This window comes from Hyphomicrobium sulfonivorans, from assembly GCF_013306565.1.
GTDB lineage: Bacteria > Pseudomonadota > Alphaproteobacteria > Rhizobiales > Hyphomicrobiaceae > Hyphomicrobium_A > Hyphomicrobium_A sulfonivorans.
Genome location: NZ_PZPO01000002.1, coordinates 299,322 through 313,526, shown reverse-complemented (window position 1 = coordinate 313,526; position 14,205 = coordinate 299,322). Strand labels below are relative to the sequence as shown.

The following is a 14,205-nucleotide window of genomic DNA, read 5'->3' as shown; positions in this document are numbered from 1 at the left end:
CGGAAATCCTGGCTAGCTCTCGGCACTGATCGCGCCGGTTTATACCGGGCTGTACCTTAGCCAATATGCAAGCTCAACGCTAAGGCACAAATCGACCAATCGTGTGAGGGGCTTAAAGCACCGGGATGAGCCCTTCGGGCTTGTCCCAGGCCAGGCCATAAGCCTCGGCAGCCCGGCGCTTGATCGGCTTTTCAGGCCTTGAGTTGCACAGGACTATTCAGCCGATTTTCTGACTTTGCGGCCAACATTGGTAACGCGCTTGCGGGCCTTGCCCCCGTTACCGCCATTACCTGAGAGTTCGACCGCGCGGTCATCTTCCAGCGCTTTCAGGGCGGCCGCCGCATTCCAGAACTCACCCACCGCGCGACGCAGCCGTTTCGGACCGTCCGCAAACAGCCGCTGGCCGCGTGCGTAAGCTTCTGCGCGCAGTGCGCGCTGTGCATCCCTGGCCTTGGCCGCAATGCAGGCGCGACCTTCTTCATCTACTCCGGTAATTGCCTCGGATTGCAGAAAGGCAACCACAACGGCCAGATCGTGATCATCGCCAAGCAACTGCGACAACGCACGCGCCTCGGCCGCCCGCGCGCCCAGATAACCCGGCCATGCTGGCGCCAGCAGCAGCATCTGGCGCCAGTGTGTCTGCGCGCCCTTGCGCCATTCGTGGAACGCTTCATCGTCATCGCTGCGATAGGCTTCGGCAAAGGCGAGACGGGCGCGGCGATAGGATTGCTCAAAGCCGGCGCCAACGACATCAAACTGGCTGCCGGCGAATTTCAATGTTTCAAGGCGGGCCTTTGCTTCGTCAAGCAGTGCATCGGCCTGTTTGATGGCCAATCGCGGCTGCTCAGGATCGCTAGCTTCACTACCGCCAGCGATGCATGCGCACACATCGGCAATCAGCGAGCGTGGCTCGATCTGTGCTTCCGCGCCAAGTTTCTTCAACGTCTCTGTCAGTACGAAACGATCCCGCGCGCCGGAAAGCGACAGGCCTATATCGCGAAGAAAAGCGTTCTCACCTTTGAAGGTTTTTTCACCAATCGAAGGCCGCACCAGCCGCAGCAGTGCACGCAGCCGCTTGATCGATTTGCGCGCCTCATGCACGGCGACGGATTCTTCGCTCGCGTTGCGCAGAATTTCCTGCGCGCGTGCAATCTGCTCAGCGACAATGCGCTGAAAGCCGTCTGCAATGCGTTCCGTGGGGTTGAAGCGAAAAGCCATGCATCACCGCTAGTCTGCACCCTGTTCTGCAATGAATATCGATGCAGTTGTCGCGCGCATTTGAAGCTGCGATCGCTTTAGAGGCAAGCAGTGTAAGCCCTGAACCTTAAGCCAAACGTTGACGCGCCGCCCACGCAAGCCAGGTTTCGATGCGTTTCTCAGGATGTTGCGCTGTCATAAAATCGGTAATGACAGCGACGCTATCGGCGCCCGCACCCACGACGCCATCGGCCCGTTCCGGCGTAATGCCACCAATCGCAACCAGCGGCAGCGCGCCGATTCGCTGTTTCCACGCACCGATGCGATCTAGCCCCTGCGGCTGCCACTTCATCGCCTTCAGCTTCGTCTCGTAGATGGGGCCAAGCGCAATGTAGTCAGGCGCGGCCGCAAGAGCGGTATCCAGTTCTTCGATCGAGTGGGTCGAAATGCCAATGCGAATGCCGGCAGCTTTGATCGCAACAACGTCAGCCGCGACCAGATCTTCCTGCCCGAGATGTACATAATCAGCACCGGCCGCAATCGCCTCCCGCCAATAATCGTTCACGATCAGCTGGCATCCGTGGCGACGCGCAATCGCAAGCGTGGCTTCGATCTGCTGTAGGACATCCGCCGACGCCGCATCCTTGATGCGCAGTTGCAGCGTGCGGACGCCCAGCGGAATGACGCGCGCAGCCCAGGCGGCATCGGGCACGATGGGATAGAAGACATCCGGCTGCAAAACTGGTGGCGCGCTTTTCACATCAGTCACGGTTCAGGCACCATCCGTGCGCAGATCAAAAAACGGCGTACCGACCACCGGGGTCGACGGCTGGGCCATATCACGCACGCCCATGAGGCCGGCTTCATAAGCGCTGCGGCCCGCCTCAATCGCTTGCGCAAACGCCCGCGCCATACGAACCGGATCGGCGGCCTTTGCGATCGCGGTATTGAGCAGCACACCGTCAAAGCCCATTTCCATTGCCTGTGCGGCGTGGGAAGGCGCACCGATGCCAGCGTCGATAATCAACGGCACATCGGGAAAATAGGCGCGCATGCTGCGCAGCGCATAGGGGTTCGCAAGACCGCGCCCGGTGCCGATCGGCGCGCCCCACGGCATCAGCACGCGGCAGCCGGCGGCAAGCAGGCGATCCGCCACCGAAAGATCTTCGGTCGTGTACGGTAGAACGTTGAAGCCATCGGCACACAACGCGCTCGCAGCTTCCACAAGGCCGAACACATCCGGCTGCAACGTGTCGTCGTTGGCGATCACCTCAAGCTTCAGCCACGGCGTATCGAACAGCTCGCGCGCCATGTGCGCGGTGGTGATGGCCTCTTTTACCGTGTGGCATCCTGCGGTGTTGGGCAGCACGCGAACACCCAGATCGGCGATGAGCTGCAAAAACCGTTCACCGGTGCGCCCGCGCGCCTGCTCCCGCCGCAGCGAAACCGTTACGATGCCCGCGCCCGACGCTTCAACCGCTTCGGCCAGAACCTGCGGCGAAGGATATTGCGCGGTGCCGATCAGCATGCGCGAAGACAAAGCCTCGCCATACAGCGTCAGCGCGCTGCGCTCAGCCCCGGCCTTGATGTCCATCCCGGTTGAAGGTGCGTTCATGGTTGCGTGGCCTCAGCCGCCGTGACGTGCGGAAAGAATTTCAATGCGGTCTCCCGCCTGCAAACGTGTTTCGGCGCGCGCACGTTCGGGAATGAAATCACCGTTGCGCGCGGTGGCGACGCGCACGTCCGCCAGGCCGCGCTCCGCCACCAGATCAAACAGCGTTGGCGCGGCGGTCGCCGTCGCCTCACCGTTCACAACGATCTCGACCGCGCGGCAAGCGTCGCCTCGATTGTCAATGTTTGCGTCCATCGCCAGTCTCCCGGGCAACTTCGCCTAACCCGATATGCGGATATATAGGAACGGAGCCGGTTTAATACCGCATAGGCGGCAAATCCAGCCCGCATCCAGCGCCGCACTCAAACCCGCAACAGTGCGCCCGTCCGGCCATCGGCGAGATAATCCGCCACCGTGCGCGCCAGAACCGGGCCCAGCAGAAAGCCATGGCGATAGGCGCCGTTTACGAATATACGCCGGCCGCCATCGCGCACGATCGCGCGCGGCACGTTATCGGGAAACGCGGGCCTCACACCTGCTCCGAAGGCCACAATCTCCGCCTCGGCAAACGCCGGATGCACCGCATAGGCGCCGCCCAGCAGCTCCAGCGCCGACCGCACGCTCATCGCGCCGGGCTCTTCGCTTTCGATGACGGTGGCGCCAATCATGTAGAGGCCGGCGCCCCACGGCACGACATAAAGCGGAATGCGCGGATGCAGGAACTGCACCGGCCGCGACAGCGTGATGTCAGTCGAGCGGATCAGCACGCGCTCGCCACGTACGCCGCGCAGATCGGGCAGATGATCGCGAGCAGCCATGCCGCGGCAATCGATGACAACATCGGCGGCGTTGTCGCCGTTAGTGTCGGCTCCAGCGCCGACACCGAATACGATCTCGGCACCCGCCCGCCGCGCTTCATCCAGCAGAAACTGCAACGCATCTGGCGCGGACATGTGCGCTTCGTCGGCAAAGAATAGCGCGCCGTTGAAACGCCCGGCCAGATCGGGCTCGCGTTCAGCAAGTTCGTCGGCGCGCAACAGCCCGTGGCCTTGCGTACGTTGTGCGAAACGCTCCAGCTCGCCCTGATCGCGCGGGCTCGCCACAACGAGGCTGCCGTTACAGCGCAACTGCGGATAGAGCGCACGCCACAGCGCGACGCCTTCAAGGCCCAGTTCGCGCAGCATGGCCGGCGCTGTTTCCGCCTCACGCTCCGGCGCCAGCATCACACCGCCATAGAGGCTGGCGGCCGCAGCGAATGGCTCAACGCTGCTCTCAAGCAAACGCACCCGATGGCCCGCCCGCGCGAGAGTCAACGCCTGCCAGAGACCCAGAACCCCGGCACCGAGCACCGTGATGGAACGCGTCATGCTCAATCTCCGAGTGCGGCGCCTTCACGGCGAATATCGGCCGCACCGTCAAGCTGGCCGTTGCGCTGGCCGACGATGTGCACGCCCGATGTCATGAGCGAAGGCAGAATGGCATGCCCGAACGGCCGCAACGCCAACGCCAGTGGCACTGCCCGCCAACCCACTTCCAGTTCAAGCGCATGCCCCTGGCTGCCGAAGTTCAACAGGTCGGCTGCCTGCTGCGCATCCATGCGCCAGTCGATCATCGCGATCAGCGTTTTCAGCACATAGAGAATGATGCGGCTGCCACCGGGCGAACCCAGCACAGCCTCAACATTGCGCTGCGCGTCGAACACGATGGTGGGCGACATCGACGAGCGCGGCCGTTTGCCAGGCCCCACTGCATTGGCAGCCGGCTGGCCATCGGCATCAACGGGACGCAACGAAAAATCCGTCAGCTCATTGTTGAGCAGAAAACCCGCTGCCCAGTTATGCGAACCGAAAGCGCCTTCGATCGTGGTGGTCATGGAAAGCGCGTTGCCGTCCGCATCGATGATGGAGATGTGGCTGGTGCCTGCGCGCTCAACCGTTGCATCAACGCCGAACGACTGGCGCTCAGAGCCCGGCGGCTTGCCTGCGGGCGGACGATCGGCGGCGCTTTTAGGATCGATCAGCTTGCGGCGCTCCGCCAGATACGCCTCATCCAGCATCCCCTCGGGAACGTGCACGAATTCAGGGTCGCCGATGTAGCGATTGCGATCGGCAAAGGCGAGCTTCTGCGCCTCGGCAATCAGATGCACAGCCGGCGCACCCAGCGCCACATCTGGCGAATCGCCCAGAGTGAACGGCTCGATCAGCTTCAGCGTCTGCGCCACCGCGATGCCGCCCGACGAAGGCGCGCCAACACCGCATACTTCATAGGCGCGATAGGTGATGCAGAGGGGCGCGCGCTGCTTGACCTGATAATTGCTCAGATCCTCCAGCGTCATGCCACCCGCAGCGGTCGGCGCAGAAGCCACCGCATCGACAATGGCCTGCGCTATCTCACCGCTGTAAAATGCTTCCGATCCACCCGCCGCAATCGCGCGCAGCGTCTTGGCGAATTCAGGGTTTTTGAGCAGGTGTCCCACTGGCACCGGCGCACCGTCCTCGGTGAAGAAATAGCGGCGCGCCGCTGGCACAAAGCTGTCGGCGCCTTCGAGATGCAGCAGCAGATTAAGCCGCGGCGAAACCTCAAAGCCTTCTTCGGCAAGGCGGATTGCTGGCTCGAACAGCTTCGCCCATGCCAGCTTGCCATGCTGGCGATGGGTTTCTTCCAGCAGGCGCACAATTCCGGGCACGCCGATGCTCAAGCCGGAGCGCACAGCCTCACCAAACGGCATCGGTTTGCCGTCCTTCATGAAACGGTCCGGTTGGGCCGATGCCGGGGCGGTTTCGCGACCGTCATAGACCTGCAGCGATGCCTTCGCCTTGTCCCAATAGAGAATGAACGCCCCGCCGCCGATGCCGCTCGATTGCGGTTCGACGATGTTGAGCACGAGCTGCGTTGCGATGGCCGCGTCGATAGCGGAGCCACCCTGACGCAACATCTCGCGTCCGGCCTCGGCGGCATGCGCGTTGGCCGCCGACACCATGTGGCGGGTTGCAGTTGCCAGTTTGTGGCGACCATACCCCGATGCCGCTTCGGGCTGGCTGCGCGGATCGAGCAACTGAGCCACGGCCGCACCGGGCATCGCCGACATAGCGACGCCGACGCCGATCCAAACGGCAGCTGCCCAACTCAGACCGTACCGCCGCAGGGCAACGCCTGCGCGGCTAACCAAAGTCTGAGTTCCGGAGCGAGCAATCATTGGCATTCGATGGGCCTAACAAGGATGTGAGGAAGGGAAGCAAGGGGAGTTGTTCATCAACTTCGGCCATGATCCCGCAGAGCACAATCCGCATTCGCGTAGGTTCTGGAGAGCACGGCATGGCACGCAGACAATTAGCTTACCGGTACGCGCCTGCCCTGTGTCTTGGCCTGACGCTGGCCGGTCTGGCAACCCTGGGCGAAAGGTGCATTGCTCGCGAGGCCAACGCTCCTGCGCACGCAGGCGAGAGCGTAACCACCCTGCTCAATACGGCGCAAACGGTGATCGGTCAGGCGATTGCCTATCCTGAACAGCGGCCGGCGCACGTTACTGCCGTCATCGTAACGATGCAGCCCGGCGAGACAACCGGCTGGCATCAGCACGACGTGCCGATGTTCGGCTACATATTGGAGGGTGAGGTTACCGTCGACTACGGCGTGCAGGGCTCCCGGACATACCGTCAGGGCGATGCCGTCATGGAAGCGATGGACTGGCCCCACAGCGGCCGGAATTCCGGCGGCATACCGGCGCGGATTCTGGCGGTATTCATGGGCGCCGATGGCGTGCCGAATACCCGCGGCGAAAAATATGTCTGCGCCGCCGTCCCAAGCTTCTCCACAGGATACCCCTTGACCCGCATCGAATCGTGCCGCGCATCGGAGCGCCCCAGCTCAGGCCTCAACCATCGGAGCAATTCGCTAATGGAATCAGACGTCAAAGCGTGCGCGAAAGAACACACCGCCCACGGAATAGCTGGCGGAAGGACCCTCCAGATTGTGTTCAAAGTGTGAGTGTGGCCGGTGTGCCCTGCCGCAAAAAATGAGACTGCGATAAACCTAGCATTCACCAACTGGCCGCATCCTTAAGCGCATCCCGCTTTAGCCCTCCCCAATCTCAGGAGCCCCTCAGAAAATGCTCTTCCGCCGTCTGATGAGTTCTGCCGCTGTAGCCGCGTTAACGCTGCTCGTCCCCCTCACTGCGCCCTCGGCACAGGCTCAAGGCCTGTTCGAATTTCTATGGGGCGGCGGCAAGGAGTGGGGCGGCAGCAGACAGACCGTAAGCTTCAATCCCAAATATACGCCCGGCCAGATCATCGTCAGCTTCGGCGATCGCCGTCTTTATCTCATCACCAAGACGGGCACAGCGCTGAGCTACCCGATCGCGGCGCCGCGCGAACAGAGCCGTTGGCAGGGGGCAACCTCCGTCACCAGCAAGCGCGAGAACCCATCCTGGCGCCCGACGCCGGAAATGCTGCGCGAGAACCCGCGCCTGCCGAGCTGGGTGCCCGGCGGCCATCCGCAGAACCCGCTGGGCGTGCGCGCGCTTTACCTCGGCTCCAGCCTCTATCGCATCCATGGCACCGACGCTCCGTGGACGATTGGACAGGCTGTGTCGAAGGGTTGCATTCGCATGCTCAACGAGGACGTGCTGGATCTCTATCCGCGCATTCCCGTCGGCACCAAGGTGACCGTGACGTGGGAGCGCTTCAACGGCCAGACGTTTGCTTCCAGCGACCAAGCCCCCGATCCGACGCCGGTAGCGCCGCTGCGCACGGCCCGCTCGGAAGGCACACCGCCGGCTTATCGTCCGGCTGCGCGTCCGGTACGCAACCTCGCTCCTTCCGCCGCAGCGCAGGCTGAAGCGATGGGCGCCGACACCGAAAGCCGTCCGCTGGATCAGCCGAAGCCCGTGAAGCTTCCAAAGCGCAAGCCTGAAGCGGTTTCCGCCGCTCCTGTTGCCGCTGCCTCGCCGGAAGACACGCTCGCAATCGCCGAGCGCGCCGCCGCCACCGCAGCCCGCGCTGCCGAAGCTGCAAAGCGTGCTGCCGAGGCCGCGAAGAAGGCAGCGGAGGCCGCCCGGCGCGCTTCCGCCGATCAAGCTGAGGAAGAGAAGAGCGCTTCGCTCTGAGATTTGTCTCTCGCTCAAGCCGAACCGAACAAAGAAAAGGCAGCGCTCCGGCGCTGCCTTTTTTTATTGCCCGCTGCTACGGGGAGACCGAATGGAAACCTGCGGTCTGCTGACAAAACTTGGTTAGTGCGCGTGACACGGATGCAATTTGCCGAACGCATTGGCAATCGCGCGGTCGGTTCATCGCGCTCCTGATTTGCAGGCGGCTTAGCTGCTGATCAGCCTTCGCTGGCCGCGTTCGCTAAACACCGATTGAGATCCGCCGCGAGATTGCGCATCAGTTTCTCGTAAAGGTCAGGCCCCGGTTTCAGCAGCATTCCCTCCGGATCCAGCGTGCCGGACCGCGCATCCGTTCCTTCGATCACCGCCTTCACAAGGCGCGGCTGATACATCGGCTCGGCAAAAACGCATGCGGCCTTGAGCGAACGGATACGCCGGCGCAACTCCGACAGTCGCTTCGCACTTGGGCGCACATCGGGGCTGACGGTAATCGAGCCGACCGCGTTGAGAGCGAAGCGGGCATCGAAATACTGATAGGCGTCGTGGAAAACGATGAACGGGCGATCCTGCACCGCGCGCAGGTCGTTCTCCAGTTCAGCCGCAAGCGCATCGATACGCGCACGTGCTGCTTCTGCATTCGCTGCAAACTTCGCAGCATGGGCCGGATAGTGCTTGCTCAGCACATCGGCGATGTGGCTCACGAGATATTTGGCGTTCTGCGGATCAAGCCAGATGTGGCTGTCGCTGGACCCAACGTCATCGTGGCTGTGGTGATGGCCGTGATCGCTGTCGTGATGATGGGCATGTTCACCCGCGTGATCGTGTGGCTCAAACGTCCCGGTCTTGCGCCTGGGCAGCAGCTTGAGCTCTGGCGTATCCATCAAGGTTACAAGCTCGACCGACGCCGGCAGCGCGCGCACCACTTTTCCCGTGAACGGTTCCAGCCATTCCGACACACGAAAAAAAACGGTCGCGCGATTGATTGCGCCAACCTGTGATGGCTTGAGCGAAAAACTGTGCGGCGAGGCCGAGCCTTCCACCAGCAGCGACGGCTCGCCCACGCCTTCCATAACCTGGGCAACCAGCGAATGGATGGGCTTGATGGTTACAACGACATCCAGAGGCGATGCCGCCGACGTGACAGCATCAGGGCCGCCATCAGCCGCATTAGCGGCGGCGATCGAGGACGCAAGAACAGGCACAGCCAGCAGAAGCCAGATTGCCGCAACCCGCAGTAGCATTGCCGCCAACGCGCCGCGCAGGGGCTCGGCATCGGCAGGGCGGCCACCTATATAATGGGGCATCGACCCCAGCGCGCAAACGCGCCCCGTCATGCTATAAATCCTGCTGTTGGCGTGATGTGATAATATCCGGGTGAAGCTAGTGTACCGGACGCGACCACGCAACTGCCACGTTCCTGCACCATTCACCAATTCGCGATCATCGCGCATCGGCTAGCGTCGCCGATCCGTTGCCAGGAGAACAAGCTTTGCGCGCCGTCTTTTCCGCCATGCCCGCCATTGTCGCGACGGTGCTTGCCGCCACAACTGCAATGTTTGGAACGTGGGATCGCGCCGCCGCGCATCCGCACGTCTGGGTGACGATGAAGGAGACGGTGCTTTACGAGAATGGCGCCATCGCTGGTCTGCAGCAGGCATGGACATTCGACGAGCTGTATACAGAGACTGCCATCGAAGGCCTCGACAAGAACGGCGACGGCAAATACTCGCGCGAGGAGTTGCAGGAACTGGCGCAGGTGAACATCGACGGCCTGAAGGAGTTCGACTACTTCATCAGCGCAAAACTGGGCGATGCCAATCTCACCTTTAAACCACCGACCGACTATTGGCTGGAGCACACCGACGACGGCATCCTGACGCTGTTCTTCACGCTGCCGCTTGAAAAGCCGGTGCCCGCCGATGCCAAGGGCTTTTCATTCTCGGTGTTCGATTCCAGCTATTTCATCGCCTTCAATTTCGCGGAGGCGGACCCCATCAAGCTGGGCGCTGGCGCACCGTCCAACTGCAAGCCCGCCATCAGCGAGGCCCAGCCGGAACCGGACAGCGACCTGCAAGGCCTGAACGATGCTTTCTCCAGCGTGATGGGCGACGGTGGCACGGTAAACATCGGGTCTTCACGCGCTGTCGCAATTGAATGCGCAAAGTCATAATCGGCCAGTGTTCTATGCGGGCGCCGCCGCTGACAACGCCGACGCGGCACGGGGCGTTGTCAACTGCAACACGATAGGTTTTGATGCCGCCATCTGCCTTCAGGGATGTGCTTACGATGGACCGCCGTGACTTCCTGAAATCGACGGGTGCTGTCGCCGCCGCATCGACATTGGCGGTCGGACAATCCCTTGCGGCCGATCATCAGGCCAGCGTGGCCACGCCGGCTGTCAATCGGGGCATCAGGCAGCTACGCCTCGCGTTACCCTGGGCCGATGGATTTGCCGGCCCCGCCGATTGGGCTAACCGGCTCGCGCGCTCGATTGCACTGCTCGGCCAAGGGCATCTGGAAGTGTCGCTGCAGTACAGCGCGGACGACGGCCTTGCAGCCGTGCAAAAGGGCGACGCGGACCTGTTCTTCGGCGACCTCAACGCGCATGCCGGACAGCATCGTGGCTTCAGCTTTTTCTCCGGCCTGCCGGGCGAATGCGGCTTGCCGCCTCGCCTGCTCAACACCTGGCTGGTGGCTGGTGGCGGCCAGGCGCTATGGGATGAACTGGGCGCAGAAGCAAATATCAAACCGCTTCTGGCTGCTCATACCGGTCCCACAAGCTACTTCATGGCCAGCAGACGCATCGAAACGGTGGGTGCACTTGCCGGATGCAGAATGCAAATCATCGGACTGGGCGGCGACGTCGCGCGTGGCCTTGGGCTTGAGCCCGTCAACATGGCGCCGGCTCACATCGCCGATGCAATCGCAAACGGCGAATTGCTTGCGGCCGAATGCGGTGGCGCTATCGCAACCTATGCAGTCGGATTGACGCGCAGTGCTGCCTATTCCGCCGGTACCAGCATCAATCGGAACGGCAGCGCGCTAGCGTTGGCGATCAACCGGCCGTTCTGGGAAAGCCTGCAGGATAGCGAACAGGCTGTGCTGACTGCCGCAGCGGCAAGCGAATTCAATCAGTCGCTGGCGGAAGAAGAAGCCCATCGGCATCTGCTGCATCCTGCAGCCGATGCTAATCGCATCTGGCCAATTGCCCTGGAACTGGACCACGCCATCCGACAGATCGCCGATGCCGTCGTTGCGCATGTTGCAGGCTCCGATGCCACCACCCGGCGCATCAACCACAGCTACAATGCGTTCCGTCGGTCCACGCGATATAGTGAAAGCTTTATTGGCTAAATTCTCTAACGACCGATTTTTTAACACTGTTTTTCAATTCGCTGCGACGGACGGCTGATTTGCTCAGCGTTACCGTAACGCACGCGGTCAAGCGCCGAATGATCTGAGAAAGCACCACTGCACCCGTTCGCGCGGGCGCCATTTCTCCGTTCGGCATTCTCCCATCCGGTTTGATGAAGTCAGTAAACCCACCCAATCGCGGTCATCCCCCAAAGTCAGGAGCAAGCGACATAAGCCATTCCAACGCAGCGGGCGCTCTTGTCATCGAACGTTGTGACGCTGAAGCGGACCGCATTTGTGCAACGCTGCGCGTTCTGTTCGGTTATGCGGCACTTATAGAGCGCACCGCGACGGTCGAGCGCGCCATCGCACTCCTCGCCGAGAACTCGCCTTCGCTTGTCGTCGTTGGCGACCTTGCGGCCGATGGCGAGCCACATCAAGCGCTGGCGGCAATTGCGCAGCTACGCAGTCAGCGGTTCATGGGCCCGATCATTGTGATCAGCAACTGGCTGACGCAGGCCTATCGCGCCCGGCTTTTCACCGCGGGCGTTACCGACGCATTCCACAAGGACGATCTTTGCAGCGATCGCATCAGCAAGGCCCTGCGTCGCGTGCGCACGCGCAAGTAGGCGATCGGCGTCGCAGTGCACGGATTCGCGGAGCGTAGTCAGGCAATAAAAAACCCCGCAACTGATGGCGGGGTTTTCAGTTCTGTGTGTAACGCCGCGCCGCAAATCAGCAGCGGACAACAGTATCAAGCGGCCTGCGCCGTTGCCGGGCTCGCAGCTTCAGCGAGATAGGCCATCGCTGCCGATACGCCGCCCTTGTTGTGCGGCACGCGAGCAAGCTCCAGACCCATTTCGACGCCAGCCAATGCACCCATGATCGTCAGCTCGTTGGTGTATCCAAGGTGAGCGATACGGAATGCCTTGCTTGCCAGCTTGTTGAGGCCGGTTCCGAGCGACATGTTGAAGTTTTCGAGCACGATCTTGCGGAACGCGTCGGAGTTATGTCCCTCAGGCATCTCGACAGCCGTGACGACTGGCGAATAGGCGCGTGCATCCTGGCACCAGACCTCAAGCCCCCAGGCCTTGACGGCACGACGGGTAGCTTCGGCGAGGCGCTCATGCCGGGCGAAAACGTTGCTGAGACCTTCCTCGTTCAGCATCGAGATCGTCTCGGCGAGACCGAACAGCAAACCGATCGGAGGCGTATAGGGGAACGTGCCCGAACCGTTGATGGCCAGCATGTCGTCCCAGCTGAAATAGGCGCGCGCCAGCGTGGCCTTCTTGGAAGCAGCCAGAGCCTTCTGGCTGACCGCAGTGAAGGAAAGGCCAGGCGGCAACATCAGGCCCTTTTGCGAGCCCGAAATGGTGATGTCGACGCCCCATTCGTCATGGCGGTAATCCATGGCGGCCAGCGAGGAGATGGTGTCGACCATCAGCAGCGCCGAATGACCGGCGGCATCCATCGCCTTGCGAATTTCGTCAATGTGAGTGCGGGCGCCGGTAGACGTCTCGTTCTGCACCACGCACACAGCCTTGATCTGCTGTGAGCTGTCAGCGCGCAAACGGGCTTCCAGTGCGTTCGCATCAGCGCCGGACCGCCAGTCATTGGCGATGACTTCCGGCTTCAGGCCCAGGCGCTCAGCCAGCTTCGTCCACAGGACAGCGAACTGGCCGGTTTCCATGACGAGGACGTGGTCGCCAGGGGAGAGCGTGTTGGTCAGCGCTGCTTCCCAGGAGCCCGTGCCCGAGGACGGAAAAATGATAACCGGCTGCTGCGTTTTGAAGATGCCTTTGACGTCGGCAAACAGCTTCTGCCCAAATTCGCAGAAAGCCGGGCCGCGATGATCCATCATCGACCGTGCCATGGCATTGTGGACGCGCTCCGGCACCGGCGTAGGGCCCGGAATTTGCAGGAAATGTCGGCCGGCGTGATTGGCCATTGTCGTTCCCCTAGCAGCCCTGCGAACAATTCGCAGCTTTTCCCACGGCACCAGCCTCGGCCAAAACCGAGCACGAGGCACCCGCGTGGGCTTTCTTTTGTCGGCGAAGTGCCAGCTATAGGTACGAAAGCAAACCGTCGTCAAGCCATGCCAATGGTTTGGGCCCAGCCAACGCACCAGCCGAGGGTGGGCAAACTGTAGCACCCGGCCCGGCCATGTCGAAGCAAAGCCCAACCATCCGTGCGAACTGCCGCTGCGCTGAAATGGTCCTTGGCCAACCACCCGTTCGTTGCATAGCCAGAAACCTTACCAACCGCCGGTCGGGTGGCCGCAAGCGTACTTTTTTGGCAAGGGGAGCGCCAATAAGGCATAGCAGGCCCAACTTCCGGCTAAGATAACCGGATCTCTTCCGCACCCGCGGGAAAACTGATAGACGGGGCCCAGCCCCCGGCCGGATAATGCTCAACCGGCCGCCTCAAGCGGGCCAGACCCCAGGGAAACTATGGCTAAACCGATCTTCGTCCTCAACGGACCAAACCTTAACATGCTCGGGCTGCGCGAGCCGGCCATCTATGGCACGGATACCCTCGAGGATGTGCGCAAGCGGGCTGAGGTGCGGGCCGAGGCTCTGGGGCTCTCGATCGATTTCCGGCAGTCGAACAGCGAGGGCGAACTGGTTACCTGGATCCAGGAGGCGCGTGACAACGCTGCCGCCATCATCCTAAACGCAGGCGCCTACTCACACACGTCGATTGCTATTCTGGATGCCCTGCAAGCGGCCGAATTGCCGGTTATCGAGGTGCATCTATCCAATCTGTTCCGCCGCGAACCATTCCGGCAGCATTCCTATGTAACGCTGGCAGCAAAGGGCCTCATTTGCGGGCTCGGCGCCAAGGGGTACGAGTTAGCCTTGGAAGCCCTCGCCGATTTACTGGCGCAGGCGCGTCGTGGCTAAAAGAACTGAGCGGAAAGACAAGCCGCACAAGAAGG

14 protein-coding genes are annotated in these 14,205 nt (G+C 62.0%); 6 read left to right on the top strand and 8 right to left on the bottom strand.

Annotated elements, in window-relative coordinates:
- Positions 1 to 213: 213 nt before the first annotated feature.
- The 6 genes from C6Y62_RS06550 to ggt form a co-directional block, all read right to left on the bottom strand.
- Positions 214 to 1,218, bottom strand: a complete 1,005-nt coding sequence (locus tag C6Y62_RS06550) for a CHAD domain-containing protein (protein ID WP_173953266.1) — start codon at positions 1,216 to 1,218, stop codon at positions 214 to 216.
- A gap of 106 nt (positions 1,219 to 1,324) precedes the next feature.
- The gene (locus C6Y62_RS06545; protein ID WP_173953500.1) at positions 1,325 to 1,936 is read right to left on the bottom strand and encodes a thiamine phosphate synthase; all 612 of its coding nucleotides are present in this window, start codon (positions 1,934 to 1,936) and stop codon (positions 1,325 to 1,327) included.
- 33 nt (positions 1,937 to 1,969) lie between these two features.
- Positions 1,970 to 2,812, bottom strand: coding sequence for a thiazole synthase (locus C6Y62_RS06540; protein WP_420844146.1), 843 nt, complete (start codon positions 2,810 to 2,812; stop codon positions 1,970 to 1,972).
- A gap of 12 nt (positions 2,813 to 2,824) precedes the next feature.
- A complete protein-coding gene (thiS, locus tag C6Y62_RS06535; RefSeq protein WP_173953265.1) occupies positions 2,825 to 3,064 on the bottom strand; it encodes a sulfur carrier protein ThiS in 240 nt (79 codons plus the stop codon).
- A 107-nt stretch (positions 3,065 to 3,171) separates the two neighbouring features.
- Entirely contained in the window at positions 3,172 to 4,176 is a 1,005-nt protein-coding gene (locus C6Y62_RS06530) for an FAD-dependent oxidoreductase (protein WP_173953264.1), read from the bottom strand.
- A 2-nt stretch (positions 4,177 to 4,178) separates the two neighbouring features.
- A complete protein-coding gene (gene ggt, locus C6Y62_RS06525) occupies positions 4,179 to 5,897 on the bottom strand; it encodes a gamma-glutamyltransferase (RefSeq protein WP_173953263.1) in 1,719 nt (572 codons plus the stop codon).
- A gap of 227 nt (positions 5,898 to 6,124) precedes the next feature.
- Between ggt and C6Y62_RS06520 the strand changes: the two genes are divergently transcribed.
- Positions 6,125 to 6,796, top strand: a complete 672-nt coding sequence (locus C6Y62_RS06520; RefSeq protein WP_173953262.1) for a cupin domain-containing protein — start codon at positions 6,125 to 6,127, stop codon at positions 6,794 to 6,796.
- A gap of 121 nt (positions 6,797 to 6,917) precedes the next feature.
- Entirely contained in the window at positions 6,918 to 7,913 is a 996-nt protein-coding gene (locus C6Y62_RS16350) for a L,D-transpeptidase (protein ID WP_246274429.1), read from the top strand.
- Between the two features lie 218 nt (positions 7,914 to 8,131).
- Here the strand turns inward: C6Y62_RS16350 and C6Y62_RS06510 are convergent, their stop codons facing one another.
- Positions 8,132 to 9,247 (bottom strand): zinc ABC transporter substrate-binding protein, encoded by a 1,116-nt coding sequence (locus C6Y62_RS06510; RefSeq protein ID WP_246274428.1) that lies wholly within the window; start codon positions 9,245 to 9,247, stop codon positions 8,132 to 8,134.
- A gap of 155 nt (positions 9,248 to 9,402) precedes the next feature.
- Here C6Y62_RS06510 and C6Y62_RS06505 point away from each other — a divergent pair, with 155 nt between their 5' ends.
- The 3 genes from C6Y62_RS06505 (at position 9,403) to C6Y62_RS06495 (ending at position 11,896) form a co-directional block, all read left to right on the top strand.
- Positions 9,403 to 10,083 carry a DUF1007 family protein gene (locus C6Y62_RS06505; protein ID WP_173953261.1) on the top strand — a complete coding sequence of 227 codons (681 nt, stop codon included), beginning with the start codon at positions 9,403 to 9,405 and terminating at the stop codon, positions 10,081 to 10,083.
- Between the two features lie 116 nt (positions 10,084 to 10,199).
- Positions 10,200 to 11,267, top strand: coding sequence for a twin-arginine translocation signal domain-containing protein (locus tag C6Y62_RS06500; protein ID WP_173953260.1), 1,068 nt, complete (start codon positions 10,200 to 10,202; stop codon positions 11,265 to 11,267).
- Positions 11,268 to 11,440: 173 nt separating this feature from the next.
- Positions 11,441 to 11,896, top strand: a complete 456-nt coding sequence (locus C6Y62_RS06495; protein ID WP_173953259.1) for a response regulator transcription factor — start codon at positions 11,441 to 11,443, stop codon at positions 11,894 to 11,896.
- A 125-nt stretch (positions 11,897 to 12,021) separates the two neighbouring features.
- Here the strand turns inward: C6Y62_RS06495 and C6Y62_RS06490 are convergent, their stop codons facing one another.
- Positions 12,022 to 13,215: a pyridoxal-phosphate-dependent aminotransferase family protein gene (locus tag C6Y62_RS06490; protein WP_173953258.1), complete on the bottom strand. Its 1,194-nt coding sequence runs from the start codon at positions 13,213 to 13,215 to the stop codon at positions 12,022 to 12,024.
- 502 nt (positions 13,216 to 13,717) lie between these two features.
- Here C6Y62_RS06490 and aroQ point away from each other — a divergent pair.
- Entirely contained in the window at positions 13,718 to 14,170 is a 453-nt protein-coding gene (aroQ, locus tag C6Y62_RS06485) for a type II 3-dehydroquinate dehydratase (protein WP_173953257.1), read from the top strand.
- Positions 14,171 to 14,205: the final 35 nt, after the last annotated feature.

What these genes read in the sequence shown, in the direction of transcription:
- C6Y62_RS06550 (WP_173953266.1), bottom strand. Translation starts at nt 1,218, where the DNA reads ATGGCTTTTCGCTTCAACCCCACGGAACGCATTGCAGACGGCTTTCAG.
- C6Y62_RS06540 (WP_420844146.1), bottom strand. Translation starts at nt 2,812, where the DNA reads ATGAACGCACCTTCAACCGGGATGGACATCAAGGCCGGGGCTGAGCGC.
- thiS (WP_173953265.1), bottom strand. Translation starts at nt 3,064, where the DNA reads ATGGACGCAAACATTGACAATCGAGGCGACGCTTGCCGCGCGGTCGAG.
- C6Y62_RS06530 (WP_173953264.1), bottom strand. Translation starts at nt 4,176, where the DNA reads ATGACGCGTTCCATCACGGTGCTCGGTGCCGGGGTTCTGGGTCTCTGG.
- ggt (WP_173953263.1), bottom strand. Translation starts at nt 5,897, where the DNA reads ATGTCGGCGATGCCCGGTGCGGCCGTGGCTCAGTTGCTCGATCCGCGC.
- C6Y62_RS06520 (WP_173953262.1), top strand. Translation starts at nt 6,125, where the DNA reads ATGGCACGCAGACAATTAGCTTACCGGTACGCGCCTGCCCTGTGTCTT.
- C6Y62_RS16350 (WP_246274429.1), top strand. Translation starts at nt 6,918, where the DNA reads ATGCTCTTCCGCCGTCTGATGAGTTCTGCCGCTGTAGCCGCGTTAACG.
- C6Y62_RS06510 (WP_246274428.1), bottom strand. Translation starts at nt 9,247, where the DNA reads ATGACGGGGCGCGTTTGCGCGCTGGGGTCGATGCCCCATTATATAGGT.
- C6Y62_RS06500 (WP_173953260.1), top strand. Translation starts at nt 10,200, where the DNA reads ATGGACCGCCGTGACTTCCTGAAATCGACGGGTGCTGTCGCCGCCGCA.
- C6Y62_RS06495 (WP_173953259.1), top strand. Translation starts at nt 11,441, where the DNA reads ATGAAGTCAGTAAACCCACCCAATCGCGGTCATCCCCCAAAGTCAGGA.
- C6Y62_RS06490 (WP_173953258.1), bottom strand. Translation starts at nt 13,215, where the DNA reads ATGGCCAATCACGCCGGCCGACATTTCCTGCAAATTCCGGGCCCTACG.
- aroQ (WP_173953257.1), top strand. Translation starts at nt 13,718, where the DNA reads ATGGCTAAACCGATCTTCGTCCTCAACGGACCAAACCTTAACATGCTC.